The sequence below is a fragment of the Paracoccus fontiphilus genome (genome assembly GCF_017356265.1).
GTDB classification, from domain to species: Bacteria; Pseudomonadota; Alphaproteobacteria; order Rhodobacterales; family Rhodobacteraceae; genus Paracoccus; species Paracoccus fontiphilus.
Genome location: NZ_JAFNAW010000010.1, coordinates 1 through 26087, shown reverse-complemented (window position 1 = coordinate 26087; position 26087 = coordinate 1). Strand labels below are relative to the sequence as shown.

The 26087-nt window shown below is 66.9% G+C and carries 28 protein-coding genes and 1 tRNA gene; 18 read left to right on the top strand and 11 right to left on the bottom strand.

Going from position 1 to position 26087, the window contains the following annotated elements:
- Window positions 1–29 precede the first annotated feature (29 nt).
- Genes J0F76_RS05650 through J0F76_RS05620 form a run of 7 tightly spaced genes read left to right on the top strand, consistent with a single transcriptional unit; the run spans window position 30 to window position 5705 of the window.
- Window positions 30–542 (top strand): phage head-tail connector protein, encoded by a 513-nt coding sequence (locus J0F76_RS05650; protein ID WP_207466676.1) that lies wholly within the window; start codon window positions 30–32, stop codon window positions 540–542.
- Window positions 539–2176: a terminase large subunit domain-containing protein gene (locus J0F76_RS05645; protein ID WP_207466674.1), complete on the top strand. Its 1638-nt coding sequence runs from the start codon at window positions 539–541 to the stop codon at window positions 2174–2176. Before J0F76_RS05650 ends, J0F76_RS05645 begins: the two co-directional genes overlap by 4 nt.
- Window positions 2167–2511 carry an HNH endonuclease gene (locus tag J0F76_RS05640; protein WP_207466672.1) on the top strand — a complete coding sequence of 115 codons (345 nt, stop codon included), beginning with the start codon at window positions 2167–2169 and terminating at the stop codon, window positions 2509–2511. The genes J0F76_RS05645 and J0F76_RS05640 overlap by 10 nt, the downstream gene beginning before the upstream one ends.
- A 2-nt stretch (window positions 2512–2513) precedes the next feature.
- On the top strand, window positions 2514–3749 hold the full coding sequence (locus tag J0F76_RS05635) for a phage major capsid protein (protein ID WP_207466670.1): 1236 nt from the start codon (window positions 2514–2516) through the stop codon (window positions 3747–3749).
- Entirely contained in the window at window positions 3749–4303 is a 555-nt protein-coding gene (locus J0F76_RS05630) for an HK97 family phage prohead protease (protein WP_207466659.1), read from the top strand. The genes J0F76_RS05635 and J0F76_RS05630 overlap by 1 nt, the downstream gene beginning before the upstream one ends.
- The gene (locus tag J0F76_RS05625) at window positions 4303–5379 is read left to right on the top strand and encodes a phage portal family protein (protein WP_207466657.1); all 1077 of its coding nucleotides are present in this window, start codon (window positions 4303–4305) and stop codon (window positions 5377–5379) included. The genes J0F76_RS05630 and J0F76_RS05625 overlap by 1 nt, the downstream gene beginning before the upstream one ends.
- A complete protein-coding gene (locus J0F76_RS05620) occupies window positions 5379–5705 on the top strand; it encodes a phage head closure protein (RefSeq protein ID WP_207466655.1) in 327 nt (108 codons plus the stop codon). The genes J0F76_RS05625 and J0F76_RS05620 overlap by 1 nt, the downstream gene beginning before the upstream one ends.
- 225 nt (window positions 5706–5930) lie before the next feature.
- Here the strand turns inward: J0F76_RS05620 and J0F76_RS05615 are convergent, their stop codons facing one another.
- Window positions 5931–6254, bottom strand: a complete 324-nt coding sequence (locus J0F76_RS05615; protein WP_207466653.1) for an Arc family DNA-binding protein — start codon at window positions 6252–6254, stop codon at window positions 5931–5933.
- 85 nt (window positions 6255–6339) lie between these two features.
- Here J0F76_RS05615 and J0F76_RS05610 point away from each other — a divergent pair, with 85 nt between their 5' ends.
- The 5 genes from J0F76_RS05610 (at window position 6340) to J0F76_RS05590 (ending at window position 8490) form a co-directional block, all read left to right on the top strand.
- Window positions 6340–6492: an Arc family DNA-binding protein gene (locus tag J0F76_RS05610; RefSeq protein ID WP_207466651.1), complete on the top strand. Its 153-nt coding sequence runs from the start codon at window positions 6340–6342 to the stop codon at window positions 6490–6492.
- A gap of 124 nt (window positions 6493–6616) precedes the next feature.
- Entirely contained in the window at window positions 6617–7096 is a 480-nt protein-coding gene (locus J0F76_RS05605; RefSeq protein ID WP_207466649.1) for a hypothetical protein, read from the top strand.
- Window positions 7097–7101: 5 nt separating this feature from the next.
- Window positions 7102–7305: a hypothetical protein gene (locus J0F76_RS05600; RefSeq protein WP_207466647.1), complete on the top strand. Its 204-nt coding sequence runs from the start codon at window positions 7102–7104 to the stop codon at window positions 7303–7305.
- Complete coding sequence (locus tag J0F76_RS05595; protein WP_207466645.1) at window positions 7302–8321, top strand: tyrosine-type recombinase/integrase; 1020 nt, start codon at window positions 7302–7304, stop codon at window positions 8319–8321. The genes J0F76_RS05600 and J0F76_RS05595 overlap by 4 nt, the downstream gene beginning before the upstream one ends.
- Before the next feature lie 95 nt (window positions 8322–8416).
- Window positions 8417–8490, top strand: a tRNA-Cys gene (locus tag J0F76_RS05590).
- A gap of 20 nt (window positions 8491–8510) precedes the next feature.
- Here J0F76_RS05590 and opgC read toward each other — a convergent pair.
- The 10 genes from opgC to ubiT all read right to left on the bottom strand — a co-directional run bounded on the left by opgC (window position 8511) and on the right by ubiT (window position 21529).
- The gene (gene opgC, locus J0F76_RS05585; protein WP_207466643.1) at window positions 8511–9644 is read right to left on the bottom strand and encodes an OpgC domain-containing protein; all 1134 of its coding nucleotides are present in this window, start codon (window positions 9642–9644) and stop codon (window positions 8511–8513) included.
- Window positions 9641–11740 (bottom strand): glucans biosynthesis glucosyltransferase MdoH, encoded by a 2100-nt coding sequence (gene mdoH / locus J0F76_RS05580; protein WP_207466641.1) that lies wholly within the window; start codon window positions 11738–11740, stop codon window positions 9641–9643. The genes opgC and mdoH overlap by 4 nt, the downstream gene beginning before the upstream one ends.
- Window positions 11737–13314 (bottom strand): OpgD/OpgG family glucan biosynthesis protein, encoded by a 1578-nt coding sequence (locus J0F76_RS05575; RefSeq protein WP_207466639.1) that lies wholly within the window; start codon window positions 13312–13314, stop codon window positions 11737–11739. The genes mdoH and J0F76_RS05575 overlap by 4 nt, the downstream gene beginning before the upstream one ends.
- A gap of 145 nt (window positions 13315–13459) precedes the next feature.
- Entirely contained in the window at window positions 13460–15706 is a 2247-nt protein-coding gene (gene ptsP / locus J0F76_RS05570; protein ID WP_207466637.1) for a phosphoenolpyruvate--protein phosphotransferase, read from the bottom strand.
- Between the two features lie 64 nt (window positions 15707–15770).
- Window positions 15771–17027 carry an aspartate kinase gene (locus J0F76_RS05565; protein WP_207466634.1) on the bottom strand — a complete coding sequence of 419 codons (1257 nt, stop codon included), beginning with the start codon at window positions 17025–17027 and terminating at the stop codon, window positions 15771–15773.
- A gap of 100 nt (window positions 17028–17127) precedes the next feature.
- A complete protein-coding gene (locus J0F76_RS05560; RefSeq protein ID WP_207466632.1) occupies window positions 17128–17535 on the bottom strand; it encodes a DUF1178 family protein in 408 nt (135 codons plus the stop codon).
- Window positions 17536–17538: 3 nt separating this feature from the next.
- Window positions 17539–18762: a 3-deoxy-D-manno-octulosonic acid transferase gene (locus tag J0F76_RS05555; RefSeq protein ID WP_207466630.1), complete on the bottom strand. Its 1224-nt coding sequence runs from the start codon at window positions 18760–18762 to the stop codon at window positions 17539–17541.
- Window positions 18763–19105: 343 nt separating this feature from the next.
- On the bottom strand, window positions 19106–19996 hold the full coding sequence (gene ubiV / locus J0F76_RS05550; protein ID WP_207466628.1) for a ubiquinone anaerobic biosynthesis protein UbiV: 891 nt from the start codon (window positions 19994–19996) through the stop codon (window positions 19106–19108).
- Between the two features lie 3 nt (window positions 19997–19999).
- Window positions 20000–20995 (bottom strand): ubiquinone anaerobic biosynthesis protein UbiU, encoded by a 996-nt coding sequence (ubiU, locus tag J0F76_RS05545; RefSeq protein WP_207466817.1) that lies wholly within the window; start codon window positions 20993–20995, stop codon window positions 20000–20002.
- A 6-nt stretch (window positions 20996–21001) separates the two neighbouring features.
- Window positions 21002–21529 carry a ubiquinone anaerobic biosynthesis accessory factor UbiT gene (gene ubiT / locus J0F76_RS05540; RefSeq protein WP_207466626.1) on the bottom strand — a complete coding sequence of 176 codons (528 nt, stop codon included), beginning with the start codon at window positions 21527–21529 and terminating at the stop codon, window positions 21002–21004.
- A gap of 85 nt (window positions 21530–21614) precedes the next feature.
- Here ubiT and J0F76_RS05535 point away from each other — a divergent pair, with 85 nt between their 5' ends.
- Genes J0F76_RS05535 through J0F76_RS20870 form a run of 6 tightly spaced genes read left to right on the top strand, consistent with a single transcriptional unit; the run spans window position 21615 to window position 26018 of the window.
- Window positions 21615–23099, top strand: coding sequence for a UbiD family decarboxylase (locus tag J0F76_RS05535; RefSeq protein ID WP_207466624.1), 1485 nt, complete (start codon window positions 21615–21617; stop codon window positions 23097–23099).
- Window positions 23096–23695, top strand: coding sequence for a UbiX family flavin prenyltransferase (locus tag J0F76_RS05530; protein WP_207466622.1), 600 nt, complete (start codon window positions 23096–23098; stop codon window positions 23693–23695). Before J0F76_RS05535 ends, J0F76_RS05530 begins: the two co-directional genes overlap by 4 nt.
- Window positions 23685–24803, top strand: a complete 1119-nt coding sequence (gene ribB / locus J0F76_RS05525) for a 3,4-dihydroxy-2-butanone-4-phosphate synthase (RefSeq protein WP_207466619.1) — start codon at window positions 23685–23687, stop codon at window positions 24801–24803. The genes J0F76_RS05530 and ribB overlap by 11 nt, the downstream gene beginning before the upstream one ends.
- Before the next feature lie 4 nt (window positions 24804–24807).
- The gene (locus J0F76_RS05520; protein WP_207466617.1) at window positions 24808–25281 is read left to right on the top strand and encodes a 6,7-dimethyl-8-ribityllumazine synthase; all 474 of its coding nucleotides are present in this window, start codon (window positions 24808–24810) and stop codon (window positions 25279–25281) included.
- On the top strand, window positions 25278–25775 hold the full coding sequence (locus tag J0F76_RS20875; RefSeq protein ID WP_242690010.1) for a hypothetical protein: 498 nt from the start codon (window positions 25278–25280) through the stop codon (window positions 25773–25775). The genes J0F76_RS05520 and J0F76_RS20875 overlap by 4 nt, the downstream gene beginning before the upstream one ends.
- A 60-nt stretch (window positions 25776–25835) precedes the next feature.
- Window positions 25836–26018 carry a phage major capsid protein gene (locus tag J0F76_RS20870; RefSeq protein ID WP_242690009.1) on the top strand — a complete coding sequence of 61 codons (183 nt, stop codon included), beginning with the start codon at window positions 25836–25838 and terminating at the stop codon, window positions 26016–26018.
- The last annotated feature ends 69 nt before the right edge of the window (window positions 26019–26087 follow it).

Below are 26087 nucleotides of genomic sequence, written 5' to 3'. Positions count from 1 at the left end.
TATTGGAACAAACCGAGACCACGCAAACGATGACCTATACTCGAACCCCTATCAGCCTTGCCGACCCGTTCGACTTAGACGAGGTGAAGCATCACGCGCGCGTTGACGGCGATCACGACGACATGGCCTTGGCCCGGATGGCCCGAGCGGCTGCCCGTGAGATCGAGGCGCATTGTGAACTGGCCCTGCTGCGGCAGTTGATCACCGTGACCGTGCAGGCCGAGGGCGAGGCTATCCCCCTGCCCTGTGGCCCTGCCGTGTCCAATGCTGCGGTAACGGTTGACGGGCTGGCCCTGGTCAATGGCCTGACAGGTGGCCGCTATCCCGTGTTGCACCTGCCCGACGATATGCGCGGCGCTGTTGTCGTGACCTATGAGGCGGGCTTCGGTGACGATGCAGCCAGCATCCCCGACGATCTGCAACTGGCGATCATGGATCAAGCAACCCGGTCCTATGACCTGCGAGGCAGCGAGGATGCAGCGCAAGGTCTATCGCTGGCAGCGTCCCGCATCGCGGCGCGACACCGCAGGGTGCGGGCATGACAGCGGCAGCGACCAAGGCGAAGGGGCGCAAGGGGGCGGTCGCATCTGGTCCCAATGCCCAGAAGCCTGCAAAGGCGGGGGACCGGCGGCGTAGTGTTCCGCTCTCTCTCCCGACCCCCGAAAAGGCCGATCTGGCGATTGCCTTCTTGGAAACCCTGAAAATTCCGGAGGGGAAAATGGCCGGCCAACCCCTCCGGCTGGCCGAGTTTCAGCGGCAATTCGTGCGCGGCGCTCTGGCCGATGGCGTCATGGTCGGCGTCCTGTCTATCGGGCGCGGCAACTCAAAGACTGCCACCTCTGCCGGATTGGCTCTAGGGCATCTGGTCGGCAAATGGGACGATCAGCCCAAGCGGGAAATCCTGTTCTGCGCGCGAAACAGGGACCAATCGAAAACGGCGTTCGCGTTTCTTGTCGGCTTCATTGAAGGGCTGCCCGAGGACGAGCAAGAGCGGTTTATCATCCGGCGCGGCTCCAAGCTGGAAGTCGAATACACCGGCAACGGCGGCGGCTTGGCCCGCTGTATCGCAGCCGATGGAAAATCCATCCTGGGCGGCGCTCCGACGCTTGCCATCATGGACGAACGGGCGGCATGGGAACGCGAGAAGGGCGACAACCTAGAAAACGCCATCCTCTCCGGCCTGGGAAAGCGCGATGGCCGGGCGCTGATCATCAGCACAAGCGCACCCGACGACGCTAACACCTTCTCCCGCTGGCTGGATGAACCCCCGCCCGGAACCTACGTGCAGGAACATCGGCCCGCCTTTGGCCTGCCTGCTGACGATCTGGAAAGCCTGCTGCAAGCCAACCCCGGCGCAACCGAAGGCATCGGATCCACCCCCGAATGGCTTGTGGCCCAAGCCAAGCGGGCCATTGCGCGCGGCGGTTCTGCACTTTCGTCCTTTCGGAACCTCAACAGAAATGAAAGAGTGTCCACGGAAGATCGTTCGGTGCTCGTCACCGTTGACGAGTGGCTAGGTGCAGAGTGCGCGCCAGATGATCTTCCACCCCGCGAGGGACCGTGCATCCTGGGTGTTGACCTGGGCGGCTCTCGCAGCATGTCGGCAGCGGCGTTCTACTGGCCCGACACCGGGCGCTTGGAAGCCATCGGCACTTTCCCGACTTCCCCATCTTTGGCCGACCGTGGGGCCGCTGATGGCGTCTCCGGGCGCTATGTCGAAATGCAGGAACGCGGCGAATTGTCCGTGATGGGTGACGCGACCGTCCCCCCTGGCCCGTGGCTGGCGGAAATCGTGCGCAAGCTGGACGGGATCCAGCCCGCTTGCATCGTGGGCGACCGCTTCCGCCATGCCGAATTTATCGAGGCGATGGAAAAGGCCGGGTTGGCCCGCGTCCCGTTCATCTGGCGGGGCTTTGGCTGGAAGGACGGCTCCGAGGACATTGAACGGTTCCGGCGCGCGCTCTTTGACGGCGAGGTGAAGGTTTCCCCGTCCCTGCTGCTGCGCTCTGCCTTCTCTGACGCCATCGTCCTTCTGGACCCGGCCAACAATGCCAAGCTGGCGAAAGCCCGCTCCCTGGGCCGCATAGACGCTGCTGCGGCGTCCCTGCTGGCTGTGGCCCAAGGGCAGCGCATGAAGGCGGCACCGACGCGGAAAGCGAGGCTGCAATGGGCGTGAAGCGCGACGATTGGCGGCGCTACTCCCGGCCCGTCCTGAAAACCAAACGCTGGCAAGTGCTGCGCCATGTCGTGCTGGAACGGGACGGATGGGCTTGCGTGGATTGCGGCACCCGGCGCGGGCGGCTGGAAATCGACCATGTGAAGCCCGTGCGGACCAACCCCGAACTGGCCTTTGACCCGGCGAATTGCGCCACCCGCTGTCCTTCCTGCCACACGAAGAAAACCCGGATCGAGTGCGGGCATCCCGCGCCGACCGTCACCCCCGAGCGGCAAGCCTGGGGGCAAGCTGTTGCCGAACTGGCGACAAACCCCAACCCGGCAACCACGAGGTAAACATGCTGGACTCTGTGCGACTGCAACGGCGACAGTCTGAAATTCGCCAAGAACTTTCGGCTCTGGTCGGCAAGACCGACACGACCGACGACGAGATCCGTTCCATCGAAAAACTGGACGGGGAATATCGCGCCAACGAAACCAAGTATCGGGCGGCGCTGATTGCCGAGGATCAGGAACGGCGCGAGGCCGGGGCCGATCTGGAAACCCGCTCTGACCGCGAGTTTGCGGAACTGATCGGGCGCTTTGAACTGCGGCAGGTGGCCTTGTCGCTGGACGAAGGCCGGGCGCTCTCTGGCGCGACTGCCGAGGTTGTGCAGGAACTGCGCAGCAAGGGCGGTTATCAGGGCGTCCCGATCCCGCTGGCGGCTCTGGAAACCCGTGCGGGCGAAACCCTGGCGGCGGACGTGCCGAACCCCAAGACGATCCGCCCGATCATTGACCGCATCTTCCCGAACTCGGTTGCCGAGCGTTTGGGGATCCAGCGTATCAACATCACGGCGGGCGAGCTGGCCTTCCCTGTGGCGACCGCTGGCGCTGTCTTTGGCTGGCAGACGACCGAACTTGGCAACGTGGGCGGGCCTTCCGCTTTCGACACCTCCGAACGCAGCCTGAACCCGGACCACACCGGCGGCGCGCAAATGGTCCTTAGCCGCAAAGCGTTGAAACAGGCGGGCGAAGGGCTGGAACAGGCGATCCGGCGCGACCTCAACGCGGCCATCGGCGCGGAACTGGACCGGGTTGTCGTCAACGGCAGCGGCGCAGCTGGTGAACCTCTGGGCATCATTCCCGGCGCGGCAACCTACGGCATCCCCTCGACCGCCGTTGGCGCGACCGCGACCTGGGCAGCCTTCCGAGCGCAGATCGTGGCGTTCATGCAGGACAACGCCATCACGGCAGCCAATCAGGTGAACCTGGGCTTTGACCCCGCCATCTGGGCGGACCTGGACGACGCGCTGATCACCGGCACGGCTGTTTCGGAATGGGACCGCCTGACCAAGCATGTCGGCACCCCGGCAATCTCGAACGTGATCCCGGCGGAAACCGCGATCATGACCGCGACCGTGCAGGGCGTGGCTCCCGGTTATCTGGGCATCTGGGGCGGCGTTGACCTGATCCGCGATCCCTACACCAAGGCGGCATCGGGCCAGCTGGTGCTGACCGGCCTTGTGACGGCCGATTTCACCGTCCCGCGGGGAATGCAAACCCGCATCCTGACCGGCATTGGTGAACCCTGATGCTGTGGGGCGGCAATCTCGGAACGCTGGAAATCCGGGCCGAGGGCGGGACAACCCGCCTGACCGCCCGCTTTCCCTATGGGCTGGAAACCGAACTGGCACCGGGGCGGCATGAGGTTGTCGCCTCGCGGGCTTTCGCTGACCGGATCGAGGCAGGGGGCGAAATCCACCTGCTATCCGGTCACGATTACAACCGCCCGCTGGCATCGACCACGGCGGGCAACCTGACCCTGACAGACGGCGACGACGCGCTGACCGTGCGGGCCGAAATCGACGGTTCGACGAGCTGGTCAAAAGACTTCCTGGCGGCTCATGCCAACGGGCTTATTCGTGGTCTTAGCCCTGGCTTTCGCGTGGAACAGGGCGGCGAACGGATCGAACGGCGAAGCGCCGGCATCCTGCGGACCATCACGCGGGCCAGCCTCTTTGAACTGTCCGCCGTGACCCGGCCCGCCTATCCGGCGGCGCAGATCGAGGCGCGGGCATGGGAAACCCATTGGGACCGGCTGCCCTATCGCGGCCCTGCCCATCACCTGAACCGTTGGAGGGTCTAATGGGCATCATGGATCTATTCCGGCGCAATGCGTCCAAGTCTGGACAGATTGAACAGCGGGCCATCCAGCCGGGCTATACCGCCTCCCTCATGGCAGCCCGTGAAGCCTGGATTTCCGGCACCTGCGGCCTAGCCGAACTGACCGGGGCTGTGCAGACCTCTGTGAGCCTCTGGGAAGCCGGTCTAAGCCTTGCAGACGTGACCGGCACCGACTTGCTGGACCGGCGCACAATGGCTATTGCTGCGCGCTCTCTGGCGCTCCGGGGCGAATGCCTGTTCCTGATCCGCGACCGGCTCATTCCGGCGACTGATTGGGACATATCGACCCGCTACGGCTTGCCCCGCGCCTATCGCGTGGGACTGCCCGAAATCGGCGGCGGCAGGAACGAAACCGTCCTGGCGGGCGAGGTGCTGCATTTCCGCATCGGCTGCGATGCCGTCACCCCCTGGGCTGGCTCTGCCCCCCTGTCGCGGGCGCGGCTGTCGGCGCAACTGCTGGAACAGATCACCGAAGCCTTGCGCGACGTGTTCCGCGATGCCCCCCTTGGCAGTCAGATCGTCCCCGTTCCCGAGGGCAGCGCCGAGGATATGGAAGGGCTGCGGCGATCCTTCCGGGGCAACCGGGGCGCGGCTCTGGTTATCGAGGGCGTAGCGCAGGCGACACAAGCGGGCATGAACCCGAACATCGGAAAGTCACCGGATCAGCTTTCCCCGGATCTGTCCCGCACCCTGGCCGACCGGCTGCTGGCCGAAGCCAAGGGCGAGGTGTTCGGCGTCTTTGGCATCCTGCCCGGCCTGCACAACCCCGCCACGACCGGGCCAATGGTCCGCGAGGCGCAGCGGCACCTGGCGCAGTTGATCCTGCAACCGATCTGCAACTTGATGGCCGAGGAAGCCTCCGAAAAGCTGGCGGCAACCGTGGCGATTGATTGCGTCCGCCCGATGCAGGCTTACGACCACGGCGGCAAGGCGCGGGCGCTCAACACCATGTTGCAGGCGATGGCGCAGGCGAAAGAGGCGGGCCTGGACGACGCGACCGTCAAGGACGCGCTGCAATTCATTGATTGGGCGGACTGATGGAAAGCACCGCGTCCAAACTCAACCGGATGGCCAGCTTCTACAGGCCGGAAACCTACCGCGACCCGGACGGGCAGATGATCCATGACTATGTGCTGCAATTCACCGTTGCGGCCCACGTCCATTACCTGCGCGGCTCCGAGGCCGTGATGCAGGCGCGGTTGCAGTCGAAAAGCCCGGCGATCATCACCGTCCGCCGTTCCGTGCAGGCGCGCGAGATCACCTCCGAATGGCAGGTGAAGGTGGACGACCGGACCTTTGAAATACGCGAAGATCCCCGACCGGATCAGGCGCGGCGAACGCTGGCGATGCTGGCAGAGGCATAGGGCCGGGATGCGCCCTGCGGATCATGTCCACCGCGAAGCATCTGCACAAGACGGCGAGTGTGCGGCTTATGGGAGCCATAACCCCGTCAAGGCGCGGTCCTTACTCTGGGGACGCGGCGCAGGCAGGCACGGCGACACCGGGGCTTGTCACCTGCCCGAGCAAGGGCATTCCCTCCGCCGAGGGACAGGGGCCGGGTGGCGTCGGGACGGCGCACCGGCCCCGCTTCATTCGTTTTCCGGCAGCTTAATCTTGTCGATGATTGATTGCATGGCATCTGCGGAAAGGTTTCCGCCCAGTTCAAACATCAGTCGGCTCATCAGTGCTTTATGAAGACGTTCTTCTAGCCACGCCCTTTCAATGTCAGCGGCGGCTTGGCTCATCTCAGTAAGAGTTTCCTGACTGTAAGTGTCCTGTAATCTTTGGATTATTTCGGCGTTCATGGATCGCCCATTAGCGTCCGCAGATGCCTTGATAAGTTCGCGCATCCCTTCGGGAAGGCGAAGCATGAACTTGTCTTGTTGATCGCTTGGATACGCACTCTTTGCCATGATAGCGACTAGACACTATTTCACCATTGACGCAATAGTGTCGAATCGCTACCTGTATAGTGGCAACTCGACATAGAGGCGTAAAATGACCGACCGAAAGCCCTTGCAGCTGCGCCTGCCAACTGACCTGAAGGCGTGGGTTGCGGCGCAGGCCGCGAAGAACGCTTCCAGCCAGAACTCGGAGATCGTGCGCGCTGTCCGCGAACGGATGGAGCGTCAAGAGGCTGCAACAGCCTGACCATTGAAGGAATGGACTGTTCGCAATTATCCCGCTCGTGGGCAACCTCTTGTAAATCTCAAGAGCACCTCTTGCATTATCCCAGAGCTATGCTATCCTCTGGTAAATACCAAGAGGTGAAACAATGACCAATCTTCCGACTAAGACCAATCTGCTAGCTACTACCAAGCTGGCTTGTGAGATCGCCAACATCAATCCCGACCGCTTCAACGAGTCGATTCATTCTAATTTCTATCCCTGCGCCCCTAAGACCTCGCCGGGAAAGGCTCGCTCGTTCAACGTTGACGATATTGTGGCGCTGCGCCTGTATCAGCGGTCCATTAGCGCAGGCATGAGTGCCGCAGCCGCTGGCACTAAAGCCTGCAAGGTTCGGGAGTTTATGCAGACGAGCCCTGACGCATCCCGCGTCTATATCGTCGCAACCGACTTCGAGGTGGTGGACTATCTGCTGCCCGATTGGGACGTGACCCAGACAAAGATCATGATCAACGCCACGCAGGCCATCGACGTAATCGGCTGCGAAGTGATCGATCTCGATTGGCATCGCGTTCGCGTCGTTCACTACATCACCGAGGCGGACAAGCACCGCGTCGTCGGAGACTAAGCTACATGACCAAGGCATTGCCCCTCTGGGCCAGCGAGAAAACTGCGGCATCGCTTCTCGACATGAAGCCCTGCGAGTTTAGGGCGCTGGTCGCGGATGGGCATCTGCCACGGGGCCGCGAGATCGCCCCCGGATTGATCCGCTGGAACGCTGACGACCTTCGCGCAATCGGGCGGGGCGAAGCCATTGAAGGAGGTATTGGCTGGTGAGGAAAGCAGGCCGAAAGCCCTATGTATTCGAGTCCAAGCCCGGATACCTCTACTTCCGCAAAGGCGGCAAATACCTGCACCGCTTCACTGCCCCAGAAGGCACCGAAGAGTTTGACCGCCAGTATTGGGAGGTCATGACCGGCAAGAAGGCCGAGGCTAAGCGTTCTTGGGGTGCAGCTATCCAGATCCTGCGCGAGTCGGATCGTTGGGCCGAGAAGTCTGTCCGCTACAGGCAAGACCTTGAGCCTGTCCTGGCCTACCTTATCGACAAGATTGGCAAGCGCGATGTATCCCGGCTATCGCAGCCGGACATTTACGCAGCGATGGATGCAAACAAGCATCGCGTTCGTTTCGCCAACTACATCCCCGTTGCCATTAGCATGATCGCCAAGGAAGTGATTCGGCGGCGCTGGCTTGACGACAATCCGGCCAAGGGCATCGAACGCCTGACCGTTCCGAAAGAACGCAAGCAGCCGCATGTTCCTTGGCCTGATGCGGCCGTCGCCAAGTGGCGGGCCGAGGCTGGACCGCTTGAACGGCTGATCTTCGAGATCGGCGTGGGCAGCGTCCAGCGGCCTAGCGATTGGGTCGGCTTCACTTGGGGCGACTATGACCCGGCAGGTGATGGAACGCTGCGGCTGCGGCAGAACAAGACTGACGTGGCCCTGGTCCTGCCCTGCACCGTTGCATTGAAGGCGGCACTAGACGCGGCCAAAGCAGCCTTGCCTTTTGCGCCGCTGCCCGCCCGATACATCATCACTAAGCAGGACGGCAGCCGCATGGACTACCGGCGCATGGCCGAGGTGATGCTGGCCGAGCGACGGAGGCTTGGCCTGGAAGCCTATGACCTTCACGCACTGCGCTATCGCGGCGTCATGGAATTGGCTTGGGCTAACTGCGACGACGACGAGATCATGTCCTACAGCGGCCATTCCACCAAGGCGATGGTGCGGAAGTATGCCGGGGAAGCCCGGCAGATCATGCGGGCGAAACAAGCCCGCGCCAAGCGGTCCTGATCCAGAACAGAACGGGGCCAGAACATGAATGTGATAAATGGAGTGATAACCCCCTTGACCCTCTCAATCGAAAACCTTAGCAAACGCGAGGCTCCGGCGGGTTGGCGGAGAGGTTACGCAGCGGATTGCAAATCCGTGAAGACCGGTTCGATTCCGGTACCCGCCTCCACCTTTCCCCGATCCTGACGGTCAGCCCTTGCCCTGGCGGCGCAGGGTGATCGACATCTGCCACGGCGCGCCATAGGTCAGCCACAGGGCCGAGACCCACCACAGCGCCAGCATCGCCCAGACATCCACGGCCATGCGGCGCGCCACGCCCTGCCCCAGCGGGTTCATCTGGAACGCGTCGCCCAGGACCGACAGCAGCACGCAGGCCAGGAACGAGAACAGCCCGCCACGGCCGATCTGCTGCAGCGCGACGCCCAGGCGGCTGGCGGCCATCCGTTCCATGATGCGGGCCAGGGGCACGGCGACCAGCCAGCTTGCGCCCATGATCGCCATGTAGCGCGTGCCGTCCAGGTCCCACTTGCCGATCTCGCCGCCGTAGATCAGGCGCAGCGCGTCGCGCAGCGGCAGCGCGGGTTCGCCGAACTTGGCGGCGATCACGATGGCAGAGCCGAACACGAACATGCCCGTGGACAGCACCGTCAGCAGCTTTCTGTGCTGCATCAGCACCGGCATGATCTGCTGCCGGTAAAGGCCCATGGCGATGCCGGAAAAGAACAGCATCTGCCAGCCGAAGGGGTTGAACAGCAGCCCGCCCAGCCGGTGGTTGGGCACAAAGGCGTTCAGCACGGGCGCAAAGCACCACAGCGCGAAGGACCCCGCCGCGAAGCTGAGCGGATGGCGCATCATCACCGGCACCAGGATCGGAACCGAGGCAAGCAGGATGACATAGACCGCCAGCACGTCCAGAAGGTTCGGCTGCAGCCACATGGTCGCCAGCACGCCGAAAAAGCCGATCGGATTTTCCAGGACCCAGATCGCGTATTGATGCCAGATCGCGGTGTGGTCCATGTCCATGGCCAGCAACCCGGCGGATACAAGCGCCATGACCAGGCCGCCGAAGACCAGGGCGCGCCACACCTCGAAGGCGCGCCGGGCGAAGCGCCACTGGGCGGCGCGAAGGCCCTGCCTGGTCTCGACCGACAGCCAGACCATGCCGACCAGGAAACCGGACAGCAGCACGAACAGTTCGGCCGCGTCGAAGATGGCGAAGTTCGCCAGCGTGAACCACCGCAAGGCCGAGATCGGCATGTGGTCCAGCATGATGCAGACCAGCGCGTAGCCGCGCAGCATGTCCAGAGCGATCAGCCGCCTCATGAAGGAAGCAGGCTCCATTGCCGCAGCAGGTCGGGATCGGAGACCAGCGCGTCCGTTTCGTCGCGCGTCAGGTAGTTCAGCGCCTCGGTCCGGGTGCGGGCATGGGCGATCTTGGCGCCCGCGGTGATGCGGTTCAGGCGCTTGTCCTCGGGCAGGGGCGGGTTGGCGGGCAGCAGGGCGATGTGACGCTCGATCATGTCGCCGTCGCCTGCCAGCTTCAGAAGGCCGGCGGCGCCCTTCAGGGGCCGGGGCATCGCGCGGAAGACCGCGCCGGCCTCGGACAGGACGGCGGGGGGGTCGCGTTCCTCGGGCGTGACAAGAAGGCCGCGCATCCGGGCCCAGCGGCCGAAGACGGGGCTTGCCGAATAGCGCGAGGTCACGGGCGACAGGATCAGCCCCGCCAGGATGGGCGACAGCCAGATCAGCTGCGCGGGGGAAAACTGCGCCAGCACGATCAGCGTGCCGATGCCCAGCAGCACATGGACCCAGTGGCGCGCGATGACCACGTTCCAGTCGGGCATGGAGCCTGCGCGAACCTGCGCGTTCCAGCCGCTGTCCCGGCCGCGCAGGATCTCGTAGATCTGGCGGGTCTGGATCAGCATCTGCACGGGGGCGATCAGCGCCGACAGGAGGATCTCGAACATGGCGCTGGCAAAGATGCGCACCGGCCCGCCCGAGTTGCGCGCGAGCGGCCGGGACCAGGCGCGGAAGGTGGCGATCAGCTTGGGCAGCAGCAGCAGCGCCATCGATACGACGAACAGCCAGAACATCCGCCGCGCGTCGAAGACCGGCCAGTCGGGGAACAGCTGATAGGCGGTCGGGAAGTATTCGGGCGTCGAAAGCAGCACCGTGGCCGACAGCACCAGACCCACCAGAATCAGGGCCAGCCACAGCGGGCTCATCAGGAAGCCCAGGATGCCGATGGTGAAATGGGCCAGCGTGATGGCGCGCGCGCCCCGCATTCCGAACAGGCGCGAATGCTGCAGGTTGCCCTGCGCCCAGCGGCGTTCCCGCACGGCCATGTCCAGAAGCGTCGGCGGGCAGCCCTCGAAGCTGCCGCGCAGGTCGTGGTCCAGCCGGACCTTCCAGCCCGCCCGGCACAGGGCCGCCGCCTCGACGAAATCGTGGGACAGGATGGTGCCCCCGAAGGGCGGCCTGCCCGGCAGGCGCGGCAAGCCGCAGGATTCGGCAAAGGCCGACAGGCGGATAATGGCGTTGTGGCCCCAGAAGTTGCCGGTATTGCCCGACCAGGCCGACACGCCGCGCGCGATCATCGGGCCATAGACGCGGCCCGCGAACTGGGTCAGGCGCGCAAAGATCGTCTCGCCGCCGACCAGGATGGGCATGGTCTGGATCAGCGCAAGCCGGGGATCGGCGTTCATGCGCGCCGACAAGGCCCGGATCGTGGCGCCGGTCATGATGCTGTCGGCATCCAGCACGACCATCTGGTCATAGCGCCCGCCCCAGCGGCGGATGAAGTCGCTGATGTTGCCGGTCTTGCGGTCCTCGTTGGTGATGCGGCGCCGGTACCAGATCGGCAAGGGCGACATCTTGCGGGCCGCGTCGATCACCATGGTCTCGTTGACCGCGATCACCGGATCGCGGCTGTCGGACAGCACGAAGATCTCGGTCCGGTCGGCCATGCCCTCGCGCTCGATCTCGCGGGCAAGGGCGGTCAGCAGCCCGATGCTTTTGGCGGCATCCTCGTGATAGATCGGCATGACCACGGCCACGCGGGCGTGGTTCGGCTCCTCGGGCGTCGTCAGGCGCGGCGCGAACAGCCCCGCCAAGACCCCGCAGAATGAAAAGCCCACCCAAGCGAAGGTCGGAACGAATAGCGCCAGCAAGGCCCACTGCATCGGCGTCGGGTTGACGCCAAAGGTCTGCAGCATCTGCAGAAAGCCCACGACGGCGATGGCAGCCGTTCCGCCAAAGGCCACGAGCCGGGCCATCCAGACCCGCCAGTCGTTGCGCAGCCGGGGAAAGGCTTGCCGCGGGGGCGCACCGAAGTCCTGGACGGGCATGGCCAGCGGCGATTCGGGCGGGGTGGCCGGCATCGTCGCCGCCGGGGCGGTGGGCTGATCCATGGGGGTCATGCGGTCCAGCGGGCCAGCCAGGTTTCGCTCAGCGCGACGCCTTCTGCGTTGGTCAGCACCGCCTGCAATTCGGCCAGGGTGGCATCGCCCGGTTCGAATTCGAAGGCGAGGCGCAGCACGCCCTGGTCGGGCAAGGCCTTGAGATAGGCATGGACGATGTTGCCGGCCGAGGTCGTGACCTTGGATTCGGGAAGCGTGTCGGAAAACAAGGACAGGTCGAAGTCCACGATCACGCTGCGCGCCGCCTGGGCATTGATCGACTGGCCGGTCCGCGCCTGCACCACCTTGGCCAGCGGAAGATCGTTTGCCGGCAAGGGCGCAAAGGACAGGCGATAGCGGTATTCGTGGCGCTTGTCGCGGACCAGCGGTTCCTTGGGAACCCAGCAGGTGACGATGTTGTCGTTGAACTCGTTCTCGACCGGGATCTCGACCAGCCGGACCTCGCCCTCGCCCCAGGGTTCCTCGGGCTGTATCCACGCCGAGGGACGCAGGTGATACATCGCCTCGGCGTCCTCGTAGTCGTCGAAGGCCCGCTTGCGCTGGATCAGGCCGAAGCCGCGCGGATTGTTGTCGACAAAGGACGAGATCTGCAGCGTCTTGTGCGCGCCAAGCGTCCGCCACAGCGCCTGCCCCGCGCCCGTGTGCATCTCGACCCCGTCGCTGTCATGCACGGAAGGGCGGTAGTCGTCCACCTGGCGCCGGCTGGCCGGGCTGAACCAGAACATCGAGGTCAGGGGCGCAAGCCCGGTGTTCTGCAGATCGACGCGCGGGAACAGCGCGACCCGCACCCGGATCATCGACACCGCGCCGGGATTGATGTCGAACTGGTAGGCGCCCGCCACGGACTTGCTGTCCAGCAGCGCATAGATGCGAATCCATTCCGACGTGTCCGACGGTTCCTGGATCCAGAAATCCGTGAACAACGGGAACTCCTCTCCGTCCGGGCTGCCGGTCTTGATGGCAAGGCCGCGCGCGGACAGGCCATAGATCGTGCCGCGCGCCACGGCGCGGAAATAGGTCGCGCCCTGGAAGACCAGGAACTCGTCCAGAACGCCGGGACGGTTCAGGATCGTCCGCATCCGGAAGCCGGACCAGCCCATCTCGCCCTTGTTCTGCAGGTCCACGCCGTCCGGAAACTGCGACGGATCGAAATCCAGCATCGAGGGGTCGAATTCCAGCCGGTGCGGCACGCCGTTGCGGACCACGTTGATGTTGACCGGCTCGTAATAGATAGAGCCCGGCGGCAGCAGGTCCATCCCGAAGCGGGGATTGCCCGCGAAGGGATCGCGGTCGCGGCGGAACCGGATGGCGCGGTACTGGTCGTAGCTCAGGTTGGCAAAGCTGCCCACCTGCTCGGCCACCGGCTGCTCGTAAACACGCGTGGCGCGTTCCGCCGCAAGCGAGGCAACCTCCTCGAAACCGAAGACAGTCGGTGCGGGCGCCGGCGGGGCGCTGCCCGCTGCGTCTGCCGGTGCCCCCTCGTCCGGTGCGGTCTGGGCCTGCGCGGGCACGGCGGCAAACGAGCCTCCGGCGGCCAGGGCGGTGGCTGCGTTGAGAAATTGACGGCGCTTCATATCAGGTGATGGTTGCCAAAAACCGTTTCACTATAAGGGTGGTGGCTTGCTGCAGCAAGGCGCAAGCCTAACACGATCAGGTTCATCAAGGTTGCCTTTCGCTGGTCCCGGCCATCGGCCGCTGCCTTATCCTGCGGCTTTCCGCCTATTGCTGCGCCAGCCACTCGGTCACGGGGCGTCGAAGATTGGGCAGGCCCGAATCCAGGCCCTCGTCGATGACCCGCCGCAAGTCGGTGATGGACACCCGGCGGATCAGGTGCTTGACCGGCCCGATCGAGGCCGGGCGCATCGACAGGCGCCGGATTCCCAAGGCTGCGAAGGTCAGCGCCTCGACGGGACGGCCCGCATCCTCGCCGCAGAAGGACAAAGGCACGCGGGCGTCCTCGCAACGCTCGATGATCTGGCGCAGCAGCAGCAGGAAGGACGAGTTCAGCGTGTCGTAACGCCGCCGCACCCGCTCGTTCTCGCGGTCGGCGGCGAAGAAGAACTGCTTCAGGTCGTTGCCCCCGATCGAGATGAAGTCGCACATCTCAAAGAACTTCTTGGGCGCGAAGGCCAGCGAGGGCGTTTCCAGCATCGCCCCCACGCGGATGTCCGTGGGCATGGCATGGCCCAGGCGCTGTTCGCGCGACAGTTCCTGCATCAGGATGCGGTAGGCGGCCTCGTATTCGCTGATGTCGGCCACGAAGGGGAACATCACGTGCAGCGGCCGCCCGACAGAGGCGCGGATCAGCGCCTGCAACTGCATCCGCAGCACCCCGCGCTTGTCCAGACCCACCCGGATCGCGCGCCAGCCCATCGCCGGGTTCGGCTCGTCCTGCGGCTTCATGTAGGGCAGGACCTTGTCCGACCCGATGTCCAGGGTCCGGAACATCACCGGCTTGCTGTGGGCGTTGTCCAGGACGCGCCGATACAGTTCGGCCAGTTCGCCCCGGCGGGGGACGTGGTTGCGGATAAGAAATTGCAGCTCGGTGCGGAACAGGCCCACGCCCTCGGCCCCCGACCCGTCGAGCGAGGGCAGATCGGCCATCAGCCCGGCATTCATGTAAAGCTGGATCGTGGTGCCGCAGGTGCCGGTGGCCGGCAGGGTGCGCAGGCTGGCATAGCGGTTCTGCGCCTCGGCCTGCATGGCGATCTTGTCCAGGAAGGCCTTGTAGACCGTTTCCTCGGGGCGCAGGTGGACGATGCCCTGGTCGCCATCGACCAGGATCGTGTCGCCGTTCAGCGCCTCGGTCGTGATGCGGCCGGCATGGATCACCAGCGGGATCGCCAGCGCCCGCGCCACGATGGTCGCATGGCTGCCGACGGAACCGTCCTCCAGCACCACGCCGCGCAAGCGGCGGCCGTATTCCAGCAGTTCGGCCGGGCCGATGTTACGCGCGACCAGGATCGGGTTGTCGGGCATGGCGGCCCCGGTGTCGGCCCCCTGCCCCGTCAGGATCCGCAACAGGCGGTTCGACAGGTCGTCCAGGTCGTGCAGCCGGTCGCGCAGATAGGGATCGGCGGCCATCTCCAGCCGGGCGCGGGCGGCGGACTGTTCCTTTTCCACCGCGGCCTCGGCCGACAGGCCCAGCCGGATGTCCTCCTCCATCCGCTTCAGCCAGCTTCGCGAATGGGCGAACATGCGATAGGTTTCCAGAACGGCCGCGTGTTCGCCGTCGCCACCCATGTCGGCGGCAGCCACCATCGAATCGACGGTGCTGCGCAGCATGTCCACGCCTTCGTGCAGGCGCGCAAGCTCTCGGTCGGGATCGTCGCCCACCGGGTTCGTGACGACCACGCGCGCCTCGTGCAGCCAGACGCGCCCTTCGGCGGCGCCTTCCTGTCCGACCGACCCGCGGATCATCAGCGGAAAGCGGTGCGCCGGGGGCAGGCTGTCGGTCTGCGTGCCCTGGAAGGCGCCAAGCTCGGTCATCTCGGCAAGAACCATGGCCACGACTTCCAGGCCATAGATCTCGTCTTCGGAAAACAGCCGCGCCTCGCGGCACTGGACCACTAGGACGCCCAGGCGTTCGCCGACCCGCTGGATCGGCACGCCAAGGAACGAGGGGAACACTTCCTCGCCCGTTTCCGGCATGAAGCGGAAGCCGGGTTCGGAGGGCGCGTCGGCGGTGTTCACATGCCGCCCGGTGCGCGCCACGCGGCCCACCAGCCCCTCGCCCAGGCGAAGGCGGGTGCGGTGGACGGATTCGGGGCGCAGACCCTCGGTCGCGCACAGTTCCAGCGTGTCGGCATCGCGGAACAGGTAGATCGAGCAGACCTGCGTTCCCATCGAATCGGCGATGTGATGGGTGATCTGGTCAAGCCGGTCCTGGCCGCCGCCGGGCGCGGCCAGAATTCCCTTCAACCGTTGCAGCAACTTGCGAGAGTCGCTGTCCTTGCGGTCTTGCATCGCCGGCCCGCCTTGCTTTGCGATAACCCGCCGCCGCCGCAAAGGGGCGGGCCGTCAGAGAATGTCAGGCCGCTTCCAGGCCAAAGGCATCATGCAGCGCCTGCACGGCCAATTCCATATACTTGCGGTCGATCAGCACCGAAATCTTGATCTCGCTGGTGGCGATGACCTTGATGTTGACGTTTTCGTCGGCAAGCGCCTTGAACATCTTCGCGGCCACGCCCGCATGGCTGCGCATCCCGATGCCCACGACGCTGACCTTGGCGACCTCGGTGTCCACGACCAGTTCGTCATAGGCGATGTGACCCGCGGCCTTGGCGTCCTCCATCGCGCGCTTGGCGCGCTCCACCTGGTTGATCGGGACCGAGAAGGTCATGTCGGTCACCGAACCCGGATGATCCTCGTAGTCCTTTTCCGAGATGTTCTGGACGATCATGTCCACGTTCACGCCCGCCTCCGCCAACGGCGCGAAGATGGCGGCGGAAATGCCGGGCCGGTCCTCGACCGTGACCAGGGTGATCTTGGCTTCGTCGCGCGAGGAGGCGACGCCGTTGACGACTTTCGATTCCATGATTTCCTCCTCGGCACAGATCAGGGTGCCCGAATTTTCGTCCGTGTCCTCGAACGAGGATAGCACGCGCAGCCGCACCTTGAAGCGCATCGCCAGTTCGACGGACCGCGTCTGCAGGACCTTCGCGCCAAGGGACGCCAGTTCCAGCATCTCCTCGAAGGCGATCTTTTCCAGCTTGCGGGCCTTCGTGGTGATGCGCGGGTCGGTCGTGTAGACGCCGTCCACGTCGGTATAGATGTCGCAGCGCTCGGCCTCGAAGGCGGCGGCGAAGGCCACGGCGGTCGTGTCCGACCCGCCCCGGCCCAGCGTGGTGATGCGCCCGTCGGGGCCAAGCCCCTGGAAGCCCGCGACCACCGCGACCTTGAAGCCCTCGGCGAACTTCTGGTCGATGTTGGCGCGCGGGATGTCCACGAACCGCGCCGACGAATGCTGCGCCGTGGTGTTGATCGGCACCTGCCAGCCCTGCCAGGACCGCGCGGGCACGCCCATTTCCTGCAGGGTCAGCGCCATCAGCCCGGCGGTCACGTTCTCGCCGGAACTGACGACCGCGTCGTATTCGCGCGCGTCGAACAGGGGCGAGGTCTGCTCGACCCAGCCCACCAGCTCGTTCGTCTTGCCCGACATGGCGCTGACGATGACGATGACGTCATAGCCGCGCTCGACCTCGCGCTGCACCTTCAGGGCGGCACTCCTGATGCGGTCCAGATCCGCAACCGACGTGCCGCCGAATTTCATCACCAGAAGCGGCATCGCGGGCCTCCAGGCAAGGGTTTCTGCTGGCCGCGGCTTTTATGGGCGGGGGGGCGAAACCGCAAGGGCGGAAAGGGGATAAGCGCGATTGTTCTTGCGATCAGTTCGTCTTCTGGCGCGGAATGAAGGGCAAGGGCGCCACCGGCACGCCCTCCTCGATCAGCTTCCGGGCTTCCTCGGGCCGGGCCTCTCCGTGAATCGCGCGGCTGGGCGCGCGCCCCTCGTGCATGGCGCGGGCCTCGTCCGCGAATTTCAGGCCGACGTAATCGCTGTTCGCCTCGACCTGCTGGCGCAGGGCGTTCAGCGCAGCCTCGACCGGGTTTGCGTCAGACCCGGCCTGCCGGGGCGCGGACACGGCGGGAGCCATCAGCGATTTCTCGACCTTGGTGGACCCGCATCGCGTGCAGGCGGCATGACCCGCCGCCCGCATCGTCTCGAACGCCTCGGACGAGCGGAACCAGCCGTCGAAATCATGTCCCTGGTCGCAGCGCAGGCTATAGCGGATCATCGGTCAAATCCCATTCCCTTCCCTGCCTATATCGTGTCGGCGGGACGTCGCTGCAAGCTGGCGCAGGTGGGCGATCAGGGCGGCAGGATCGCCCGCGCGATCGTCAAGCACCCGCCGCGCCGCCAGCCCCATCCGCCGGGCGTCCCAGGGATCGCCCGCCAGGCGCGTCACCTGGTCCGCCAGGGTCGCCGCATCGACCCGCCTTGCCCCACCCGCCGCATCCAAGGCCGCATAGGCGTCGGTGAAGTTGCCGACATGGGGGCCGTGCAGGATCGCCGATCCGTGCGCGGCGGGCTCCCACGGGGTATGGCCGCCCCGGTCGGTCAGCGATCCCCCGACAAGGCACAGGCCCGCGGCCTCGTACCAGCGATGCATCTCTCCCAGGGTGTCGGCCAGCAGCACATCCCCGTTCGCACCGCCTTGCGACCGGCGCTCGAAGGCGATGCCGCGCCGCGCCAGCAGGGCCGCGACCTCGTCGCCCCGCTGGGGATGGCGGATGGCCAGGATCAGCCGCAGGCCGGGGCAGCGGCGGCGCGCCTGGTCCCACGCCTCCAGCGCCAGGGCTTCCTCGCCCTCGTGGGTCGAGGCGGCCAGCAGCACCCGGTCGCGCAGCGCCGAGGGGGCGGGCGGAACCACGCCTGCCGGCGCCAGCAGCTTCAGGTCCAGCCGCGGCAGGACGGCCTCGTCCCGCAGGCCCAGGGCCCGCAGCCGTGTCTCGCTGCCCGAATCCTGGGCAGACAGGGTGGTCAGGCGGCCCAGCACCGGACCGATCACGCGCGGCAGGCGCGCCCAGCGGTCCGCCGAGCGCTGCGACATGCGCGCCCCGATCATCGCCTGCGGAATGCCGCGCGCGGCCAGGACCCGCGATCGCAGGGGCCAAAATTCGCCCTCGACCGTGACCTGCAGGCGCGGACGGACCTGATCCAGAAAGCGCGCCAGGGCGCCCGGCACGTCCAGGGGCGCCAGCCGCGCGGTCAGCCCCCATTCCGATGCCAGATCCCGCCCCGTGGCGCTGTTGGCCGTCACCAGCACGCGATGCGACTGCGCCAGGGCCTGGACGATGGGACGGGCCGAGGCCAGTTCCCCCACCGAGGCCCCGTGGAACCAGATGTCGGCAGGCCCCACCTCCTCCAGCGCCAGGCGTTGCCGCAGCCGATGCTGTCCGCGCGGCATGGCGCGCAGCCGAAGGGCGGTTTCAAGGACACGAGTTGCGGCGCGATAGATCATGCGAACCGCTATAGCGGATGTGCCACAGGGCCTGAAGCCCGGCGGAACCCGAGGCACGAGATGACGTTGGCTCTACAACCGCATGGAGTCAGGAGTTTCTCATGAAGGGTCTTGTAGCGTGGTGGCTGGGCGTGCCGGTCATTGTCATCGTCATCCTGTATGTGCTGGGTGTCTTCTAGCGGCAGGCCGGAGGCGTGCAGCAAGCCTTGACGCGCCTGCTTCAGAACCGGGACCGGCCCGCATCCGGCACGGCTGCAAGGCAGCGATGCCCGCAGCCCTTCTGCTGATCCCGTCTCCTTGGGGCGTGGCGGCTTGACGTGACCGCCAGCGCCGGTCTGCCGGATCACCCAACCGGGCGCAGGCCGGGGGCGGCGGCCAGGAAGCCGTTCGCCAGGGATGCGCCGGGCATCAGGGCCTGCAGGCGGGCGAGGGCATCGCCCGCGGTGATGTCCTGCCGCGCCATCTTGTCGTAAAGCCGGACCAGGCCGGGAAAGCCGCTTGCCTGGGGGGACAGCCGGAGGGCGCTGACGCCGGCCTCGGCCAGATCCGCGACCTGTCCCGCGACGGTGGTATGCGCATGGCCCAGCGTCTGCACGCCGTTCACCGTCAGGAAGGCCCGGCCGTCCAGCGTTTCCACGTCGCGCCCATCGGGATCGTCGCCGCAGACGAACTGGCAGCTGTCCTTGGCGCGGTCGTGCAACCGGGCGTGATAGCACCGCCCCGAGATCGCCAGCGGCGCACGGCCATGGCCCCAGACCTCGATCGCGACACCCGCCGCCCGGCCCGCCCGCGCCAGCACGGCGACCGATGCCAAGGGCAGTTCCGGCGGCAGGCAGACCCGCGTGGCTCCCTTGCGTGCAAGCCATTCCAGCGTGCCCTCGTTGTAGACATTCACCGTCGGACCGACCTGGAACGGCACGCCTTCGGGAAGGTATCGCAACGCGCCCAGGTCGGCGATCTCGACGGGAAGCCCGGCCTCGAACAGGTCGGCGGTCTGGCGACGCTCGCGGCGCAGCGTCACAAGGGCCAGCGTGGACAGCGCCACCTCCTTGCCCGCAGCCGACAGGACCTCGACCGCGCCGGGGATTTCGTCCTGCCAGAACGGCAGGCGCTTGGAACACACCCATTCGCCGATCACCACCCGCCGGGCGGGGCTGGCGGCAAGGTCGCGGTAGAAGCCGCGCACCGTCTCGGCGGTCCAGAAGAAGGCGACGGGGCCGATGGTCAGGTCCATGGCTTACCTCCAGGTCTTGGCATAGGCGCCGGTGGTGGCGGACTGGCCCTCGGTCAGTTTCGCCAGCAGCCCGGCGGGCATGGGGGCGCCTGCCTCGGCGGCCTCGACGGCGGCGCGGAAGGCGCGGACCACTTGGGCCACATAGGCGCGGGACCGCTGCCGACCTTCGATCTTCAGGGCCGTCACCCCGGCCCTTTGCAGGCGGGGGATCAGTTCGGTGGCGTCCAGGCTGACGGGGTCTTCGAAGATGTGCCCGGTCTGGGCCGGGCCGGTGTCCGTGGCGGGCGCGGTGAAGCAGCCCTTGCAGAGCGTGGGATAGGGCACCGGCGCCCCTTTCGGCGTGCGGTGGATCAAGAGCCCGCCAAGCCGCGCCTCGTTCTGGCCCGCCACCTCGTCATAGACGACATGGCTTGCGGGCGAGCAGACGCCGTTCATGTTGGGCGACAGGCCCGTGGCCCAGGACGACAGCGAACAGCGTCCCTCGGCCATGACGCAAAGGCCGCCAAAGACGAAAACCTCGGTTTCGATGTCGATCTCGCGGTTGATGGCGGTGATCTCCTCGACCGTCAGGACGCGGGGCAGCACCACGCGGCGGATGCCGAAGCTTTCGGCATAGAAGTTGATCGCGTCGGGGTTGGCGGCGGCGGCCTGGACCGAGAGGTGCAGCCGCAGGTCCGGATGCGTGTCCGCCGCATGGGCGATCAGGCCCGGATCGGCCAGGATCACCGCGTGCGCGCCCGCCCCATGCGCATCGGCCACCGCGCGGTGCCACAGCGCCTGTTCGCCCGCGCGGGGAAAGGTGTTGATGGCAACCAGGACCCGCGCGCCGCGGGCCTTGGCATAGGCCACGCCCTCGGCCATCTCGGGGCGCGAGAAGTTCAGCCCCGGAAAGTTGCGGGCATTGGTTTCGTCGGCAAAGCCGCAATAGACGGTGTGCGCCCCCGCATCCACCGCCGCCCGCAGGGCCGCGGGCGTGCCCGCCGGGCAGACCAGTTCCATCATTCCTCACACCTCTCGGGAAAGCACATAGCCGCTGCGGCGGGCGGCGGCCGCCATCATCCGCCGCAGCCAGACGTCCAGCGGCGGGCGGGCCAGCGCCTCCAGTTCCGCGGTCAGGTCCAGTTCGGCATCGTCCAAGGCGTTGCGCAGCGCCAGAACGGCCGAGGTATCGCCCGCGATCGCCAGTTCGCCCGAAAAGAACAGCGCATCGCCATCCTCGGACCCGTGCAGCATGGCCAGGAAGGCCGCCAGCCGTCCCCGGATCGCCGCATCATGGCCGGGCACGGGGGCGGCGCTGCGCCGGTGCGCGGTCATGCGCTGCGCCTGCGGCTCCATCAGCAGCAGAAGGGGCGCGTCGGTCACGTCGATCAGAAAGCGCGCCGCGCCATGAGGGCCGAGGCGCGACAGGATCGCCGGGTTCCTTCGGGCAATGCGGCGCAGCAGGGCGCTCAGCGCCCGGCCGGCAAGGGCGGGGGACAAGGGCGGCGCGGGCAGGCGCCGCAGCATGGCGGGAAGGGGTGGGGCCAAGGTCATGCCTGCCGGGTTAGCGGGGAAAATCAGGGCTCTCCTTGACTATCGTCAAGCAGGACGCCCCTGCCCCGCGCTAGACGACATGTCCATGACCCTGTCCCCGCCTCCCCCCCGCAGCCTTCCCTTGTTTCCCGATCTGCGGGCCTTCCTGGCCCATGCCGAGGCGCGCGGCGATCTGGCGCGGATCGGCGCGCCCGTGTCCCTGCGCCACGAGATGACCGCCGTGCAACTGGCCGCCCTGCGCCGCCAAGGGCCGATCCTGCGCTTCGATGCACATGACGGGCCCACCCTGCCGGTGATCGGCAACCTGTTCGGCACGCGCGACCGGGTGGCGGCGGGGCTGGGGCTTCTGCCCGACCAGATCCCCGCCTTCGGCGAACTGCTGGCCAGCCTGCGCAGCCCGACGCCGCCGCGCGGGATGCGCGACGCCTGGTCCCGCTGGCCGATGCTGCGCGCGGCCCTGTCGGCGCGGCCCACGATCCTGCGCAACGCCCCCGTGCAGGGGGACGGCCTGCCGGGACTGGACGCGCTGCCCGTGCAGACGCCCTGGCCGGGCGACGGCGGGCCGCTGATCACCTGGCCGGTGGTGCTGACCCGCCCGCAGGGGTCCGAGGATCTGGGCGACTACAACCTTGGCGTCTATCGCGCGCAGGTGCTGGGGCCGGACCGGCTGATCCTGCGCTGGCTGGCCCATCGCGGCGGCGCGGCGCACCACCGGACCTGGATGCGCGCGGGCCAGCCGATGCCGGTCGCCATCGCGCTTGGCGCCGATCCGGCGCTGCTTCTGGCCGCTGCCCTGCCGCTGCCGGAAACCGTGTCCGAGCTGGGCTTCTCCGGCGTGCTGCGCGGCCAGCGGACCGAACTGGTCGCGGCCCGCACGGTGCCGCTGATGGTCCCCGCCCGGGCCGAGATCGTGGTCGAAGGCTGGGTCCACCCCGGCGAGACCGCGCCCGAGGGCCCCTTCGGCGATCACACCGGCTATTACAACGCGGTCGAGCCCTTTCCGGTCATGCGCGTTTCCGCGATCACCTGCCGCCGCGATCCGCTGTATCTGTCCACCGTCACCGGCCGACCGCCCGACGAGCCCTCCGTGATCGGAGAGGTGTTCAACGACCTGGCCCTGCCGGTGATCCGCGCCCAGATCCCCGAGGTGCGCGACCTGTGGCTGCCGCCCGCCGCCTGTTCCTATCGCATGGCGGTGGTCCGCATCGACAAGCGCTATCCCGGCCAGGCGCGACGGGTGATGATGGCGCTGTGGGGGATGCTGCCGCAGTTTTCCTATACCAAGATCGTGGTCGTGGTGGATGGCGACATGGACATCCGCAACTGGGACGACATCGCCTGGGCGCTTGCCACGCGCATGGACCCCGCGCGGGACGTGATGGTCATCGACCGCACGCCGATGGACTACCTGGATTTCGCATCCCCGCTGGAAGGTTTGGCGGGCAAGATCGGCCTGGACGCCACCACCAAGATCGGCACGGAAACCGCGCGCGACTGGGGGCAGGTCATGGCGCTTGATCCCGCCCATGCCGCGCGGGCCGAGGCGCTGCTGGCCGGGATCATGGCATGAGGGTGGTTCTGGGCGTATCCGGCGCCTCGGGGGCGGTTCTTGCGCTGGATTGCGCGGCGGCGCTTCATCGCGCCGGTGCGGCGGTGGACCTGGTCCTGTCGGCCATGGCGGAACGCACCCTGGCCGAGGAAGCTGGCCCGGACGCCGCGGACCGGCTGCGCGCGATGGCCGCGCGGGTGCATCCGCTGGGCGATCTGGGCGCCAGCATCGCGTCGGGGTCCAGCCCGGTCGCCGGCATGATCGTCGCGCCCTGTTCCATGCGCAGCCTTGCCGCCATCGCGCATGGCTTGGACGACAACCTTCTGACCCGTGCCGCCGGGGTGCAGCTCAAGGAACGCCGCCCCGTGGTCCTTCTGGCCCGAGAGGCGCCGCTGACCCTGGCCCATCTGCGCAACATGCAGGCGGCGACCGAGATGGGGGCGATCATCCTGCCGCCGGTCCCCGCCTTCTACCTGCGCCCGGAAAGCCTTGCCGACGCCACCGCACAGATCGCGGCCCGCGCCGTCGATCTTCTGCACCTCGCCCCGCCGCTGGCACGGGCCTGGGTTCCCTTGCCCGCCAGCAGTTCGTTGAAGGAGCGGCGGAATGGCCGATAACCCCCCGGAGCCCGTTGACCGCATCTGGTCCGGCGCGATTTCCCCCACCGAGGACATCATCGACGAGGCCCGCAACGGCCGCATGTTCATCCTGGTCGACCACGAGGACCGCGAGAACGAGGGCGACCTGGTCATCCCCGCCCAGATGGCCACGCCCGCCGTCATCAACTTCATGGCCACCCATGGCCGCGGGCTGATCTGCCTGTCGCTGACCGGCGCCCGCATCGACGCGTTGGGCCTGCCGCTGCTGTCCCCCAAGAACTCCAGCCGCCACGAGACCGCCTTCACCATGTCGATCGAGGCGCGCGAGGGCGTGACCACCGGCATCTCGGCGCAGGACCGGGCGCATACCGTAGCGGTGGCCATCGACGCGGCCAAGGGCGCGGCCGACATCGCGACGCCGGGCCACATCTTTCCCTTGCGCGCCCGCGACGGCGGCGTGCTGGTCCGCGCGGGCCATACCGAGGCCGCGGTGGACGTGGCGCGGCTGGCGGGGCTGAACCCCTCGGGCGTGATCTGCGAGATCATGAACGACGACGGCACCATGGCGCGCCTGCCGGATCTGGTGGCCTTCGCCCGGAAGCACGGGTTGAAGATCGGCACCATCAGCGACCTGATCGCCTATCGTCGCCGCCACGACAACCTGATCGCCGAACGCGGCCGGATGGCCGTCCAGTCCGTCCATGGCGGCGACTGGACCATGCGCCTTTTCGCCGACGAGACCACGGGCGCCGAACATATCGCTCTGACCAAGGGCGACCTGACAGCCCCCGGCCCCGTCCCGGTGCGGATGCACGTTCTGGATCCGCTGCACGACTTGCTTGGCATCGGGCGGGAAAACGCGGGCACCCTGGGCCAGGCGATGCGCATCATCGCCGACGAGGGCCGGGGCGTGGTCGTGCTGTTCCGCGACATCGCCCCACGCCTGCCCCGCCAGGACGAGGTGTCCTCCCACGTCCTGCGGCAATACGGATTGGGGGCGCAGATCCTGTCCAGCCTGGGGCTGTCGGAACTGGTGCTGCTGACCAATTCGGCGCCCGTGCGGGTGATCGGTCTTGATGCCTACGGGCTCTCGATCCATTCCACGCGTCCGATACCGAAGGAATAGGCACATGGCCGCCATCACCGAACATCACCAACTGCCCGTTCCCCGCATCGAAGGCGCGCGCCTGCTGATCGTGGTGTCGCCCTACTACCGCCAGATCGCCGAAGGGCTGGTCGCCGGGGCCCGCGCCGTCACCCAATCCGCAGGCGGCGACGCGGACCTGGTCGAGGTGCCGGGCGCGCTGGAAATCCCGACGGCCATCGCGCTGGCGGCCAGCCGCGATCTTTACGACGGCTATGTGGCGCTTGGCTGCGTGGTCCGGGGCGAGACGACGCACTACGACACGGTCTGCAACGACAGCTCTCGCGGGCTGACGCTGCTGGGGCTGCAGGGCCACTGCATCGGCAACGGCATCCTGACGGTCGAGACCATCGCCCAGGCCGAGGTTCGAGCGGACCCCGAGGGTCAGAACAAGGGCGGCGGCGCGGCGGCCGCAGCGCTGCACCTGATTGCACTGAAACGTCGATATGCCTCGATGTGAGCAGATCAAGACCCGCGCCGCGATCAACACCGAGATCCGCCCGCATCGCCCGCATCGCCCGCATCGCCCGCATCGCCCGCATCGCCGGGCTGGACCAGTCCTGGATCGACGTCCAGATCGACGCTGCCGCCGATGCCGACACCGCCCGTTGCGCCGCCTTCGAGGCGCTGGCGACCCGCAGCGCGCCCACGATCCGCACCGAACAGGTGCGCGTCGAGATGAGAGAGAGCCACGACGACCCGGCCCTGCGCGCCCGTCAGATGGGCGAGGCCCTCTATGCGCGCATCAACCCACGCCACAACCTGAGCGAACCCGCCCGCCGTTATGCCTATGCCACGCCGGTGGACATGGCCAAGGACCTGCTGACCCTGCGCGGCGAGTCCACGATGGCGCTGTCGCCCGCCAGCCTGGTGACCCGTGCCCTGCACACCACGTCTGACTTCCCGATCATCCTCGGCAACACCGTGGGCCGCGTGTTGCGGGATGCCTACTAGGCCGCCCCTTCCGGCATCCGCCGCCTCGGTCGCCAGACCTCGGCACGGGACTTCCGCTCGGTGAACAAGATCATGCTCGGGGAAGCCCCGCTGCTGGAGAAGCTGAACGAGGCGGGCGAGATCAAGGCCGGGACCATGGCCGAGGCGCGCGAGGCCTACAGGATCGAGACCTGGGCCAAGAAGATCGGCATCACGCGGCAGGTGCTGGTCAACGACGACCTCGGGGTGTTGATTTCCACCTAGAAGTGACCCAGGCAGGCACATAATTTCCATTGAGATTTGACCCATGTGACCCTTCCCCGACGCGGTGAG

Coding starts and splice junctions, on each gene's coding strand:
- J0F76_RS05650 (WP_207466676.1), top strand. CDS start 30: ATGACCTATACTCGAACCCCTATCAGCCTTGCCGACCCGTTCGACTTA.
- J0F76_RS05645 (WP_207466674.1), top strand. CDS start 539: ATGACAGCGGCAGCGACCAAGGCGAAGGGGCGCAAGGGGGCGGTCGCA.
- J0F76_RS05640 (WP_207466672.1), top strand. CDS start 2,167: ATGGGCGTGAAGCGCGACGATTGGCGGCGCTACTCCCGGCCCGTCCTG.
- J0F76_RS05635 (WP_207466670.1), top strand. CDS start 2,514: ATGCTGGACTCTGTGCGACTGCAACGGCGACAGTCTGAAATTCGCCAA.
- J0F76_RS05630 (WP_207466659.1), top strand. CDS start 3,749: ATGCTGTGGGGCGGCAATCTCGGAACGCTGGAAATCCGGGCCGAGGGC.
- J0F76_RS05625 (WP_207466657.1), top strand. CDS start 4,303: ATGGGCATCATGGATCTATTCCGGCGCAATGCGTCCAAGTCTGGACAG.
- J0F76_RS05620 (WP_207466655.1), top strand. CDS start 5,379: ATGGAAAGCACCGCGTCCAAACTCAACCGGATGGCCAGCTTCTACAGG.
- J0F76_RS05615 (WP_207466653.1), bottom strand. CDS start 6,254: ATGGCAAAGAGTGCGTATCCAAGCGATCAACAAGACAAGTTCATGCTT.
- J0F76_RS05610 (WP_207466651.1), top strand. CDS start 6,340: ATGACCGACCGAAAGCCCTTGCAGCTGCGCCTGCCAACTGACCTGAAG.
- J0F76_RS05605 (WP_207466649.1), top strand. CDS start 6,617: ATGACCAATCTTCCGACTAAGACCAATCTGCTAGCTACTACCAAGCTG.
- J0F76_RS05600 (WP_207466647.1), top strand. CDS start 7,102: ATGACCAAGGCATTGCCCCTCTGGGCCAGCGAGAAAACTGCGGCATCG.
- opgC (WP_207466643.1), bottom strand. CDS start 9,644: ATGAGGCGGCTGATCGCTCTGGACATGCTGCGCGGCTACGCGCTGGTC.
- mdoH (WP_207466641.1), bottom strand. CDS start 11,740: ATGACCCCCATGGATCAGCCCACCGCCCCGGCGGCGACGATGCCGGCC.
- J0F76_RS05575 (WP_207466639.1), bottom strand. CDS start 13,314: ATGAAGCGCCGTCAATTTCTCAACGCAGCCACCGCCCTGGCCGCCGGA.
- ptsP (WP_207466637.1), bottom strand. CDS start 15,706: ATGCAAGACCGCAAGGACAGCGACTCTCGCAAGTTGCTGCAACGGTTG.
- J0F76_RS05565 (WP_207466634.1), bottom strand. CDS start 17,027: ATGCCGCTTCTGGTGATGAAATTCGGCGGCACGTCGGTTGCGGATCTG.
- J0F76_RS05560 (WP_207466632.1), bottom strand. CDS start 17,535: ATGATCCGCTATAGCCTGCGCTGCGACCAGGGACATGATTTCGACGGC.
- J0F76_RS05555 (WP_207466630.1), bottom strand. CDS start 18,762: ATGATCTATCGCGCCGCAACTCGTGTCCTTGAAACCGCCCTTCGGCTG.
- ubiV (WP_207466628.1), bottom strand. CDS start 19,996: ATGGACCTGACCATCGGCCCCGTCGCCTTCTTCTGGACCGCCGAGACG.
- ubiU (WP_207466817.1), bottom strand. CDS start 20,995: ATGGAACTGGTCTGCCCGGCGGGCACGCCCGCGGCCCTGCGGGCGGCG.
- ubiT (WP_207466626.1), bottom strand. CDS start 21,529: ATGACCTTGGCCCCACCCCTTCCCGCCATGCTGCGGCGCCTGCCCGCG.
- J0F76_RS05535 (WP_207466624.1), top strand. CDS start 21,615: ATGACCCTGTCCCCGCCTCCCCCCCGCAGCCTTCCCTTGTTTCCCGAT.
- J0F76_RS05530 (WP_207466622.1), top strand. CDS start 23,096: ATGAGGGTGGTTCTGGGCGTATCCGGCGCCTCGGGGGCGGTTCTTGCG.
- ribB (WP_207466619.1), top strand. CDS start 23,685: ATGGCCGATAACCCCCCGGAGCCCGTTGACCGCATCTGGTCCGGCGCG.
- J0F76_RS05520 (WP_207466617.1), top strand. CDS start 24,808: ATGGCCGCCATCACCGAACATCACCAACTGCCCGTTCCCCGCATCGAA.